This is a genomic window from Streptomyces swartbergensis, assembly GCF_002148965.1.
GTDB lineage: Bacteria > Actinomycetota > Actinomycetes > Streptomycetales > Streptomycetaceae > Streptomyces > Streptomyces swartbergensis.
Window position 1 is genome coordinate 1 of record NZ_NGFN01000703.1, and the last position, 1,344, is coordinate 1,344.

2 protein-coding genes are annotated in these 1,344 nt (G+C 69.0%); one reads left to right on the forward strand and one right to left on the reverse strand.

Annotated elements, in window-relative coordinates; translation table 11 throughout:
* Positions 1–4 precede the first annotated feature (4 nt).
* A complete protein-coding gene (locus CA983_RS43715) occupies positions 5–532 on the reverse strand; it encodes an ATP-binding protein (protein WP_086606117.1) in 528 nt (175 codons plus the stop codon).
* A 407-nt stretch (positions 533–939) separates the two neighbouring features.
* Here CA983_RS43715 and CA983_RS43720 point away from each other — a divergent pair, with 407 nt between their 5' ends.
* Positions 940–1,290, forward strand: coding sequence for an STAS domain-containing protein (locus CA983_RS43720; protein ID WP_158101947.1), 351 nt, complete (start codon positions 940–942; stop codon positions 1,288–1,290).
* The last annotated feature ends 54 nt before the right edge of the window (positions 1,291–1,344 follow it).

Below are 1,344 nucleotides of genomic sequence, written 5' to 3' on the forward strand. Positions count from 1 at the left end.
GCCTTCAGGTCGGTCGTGGGGTCCGCTGTGTTCGACCTGAGAGGGACGTAACGGGCTTGTCGATGGCGCTGGTGTCGTGGTTCGCGGTGAGGCGCAGGTGGGCGGTGATCTGTTTTCCCACGGTGCGGAATCCGATGACGACGGTGTCGCTGACCGTGTGCACCAGATGGAGTCCGTGGCCGCCGACGCGGTGCCGGTCGCCCTTGTGCACGACCGGTTCGTCGGGGGAGGTGTCCCACACGGTGATCGCCAGTGCGTCGTAAGAGAGTTGCAGGATCAGCCCGCACGGGCCGGGGGCGTGCCGGATGGCGTTGGTGACGAGCTCGCTGACGGCCAGTTYGGCGTCCATGGCCAGCACGGCTGGTACGGGCGCGCGGCCGGTCAGCGGGACGCGGGCGAGAAAGGCGCGCAGAGTGCGGCGCGCGTCAGCGGCGCTGGCCGCGCCGTTGTCCCAGGCCGCGTCGGAGCGCAGCGTGGCGTGCTCACCCATGCCCTGCTCGTCTGCCGCCTGATTCCTAAGCGGGGTGACCATGTAGGGCTCTTTCGCTGTGTGCGCCGCGCTTGAGCGGCTTTCCGCCCTGCGCGTACCCGGGCGCCGACCGTGTACTCCGGGGCAGGCTCCCGGCGACCGCCATTGGAGTGTGCCGAAGTGGTGCTGGATGCAGGCTGAGGCCGGGCGGGGGTGCATCCGCAGCAGAGGCCCGGAGCGGGTGCACAGCCGTCGTCCTCACCTTGTGAGGACGGCGACTCTCGCCTGTTGCATAAGCGAGCCCCTGGCGTAAGGCAGGCACCAGGGCTGGGCCAGGCAGCTGGGCTCTCGCGTCCGTCCACGCTCTCATCCCCCAGCGCCTGCGTACAGAAGCTCGCTGTACGGACGCCAGTGCGGGGCTGCGGAGCCGGACCGTTGACTTGCGGTCGCGCGGCCGGAACCCTGACGAGGTGAACTTTGCCCCCGGAAAACGGCCTCAGGAGCGGTTGCGCGTATCCAGCACAGCGGTGGCTGGCCGCACGGTTGTGACGGTGGTGGGCGAGATAGATCACGAGACGGCGGGTCGGCTCGGTGATGATCTGAAGGCCGCTGTGCTCAGCGGTGCGAGGCGTGTCGAGGTAGATTTCAGCCGGGTGGGCTTTTGCGACTGCGCCGGGCTGAACGTCCTGCTGGCAGCCCGCATCCACTGCCAAGGCCTGGGGGTGGGTTTCTCTGTATCCGGGCCGGTGGCTCCTGCCGTGGCGCGGCTGTTCCGGTTGGCGGATACGGACGCACTGCTACTGGTGTCGCAAGCGGCGTGATCTGCACGGGGAAGCAGGGTTTGTTCCGGCGAACGGCCGGCGCTGGGGGCGTAA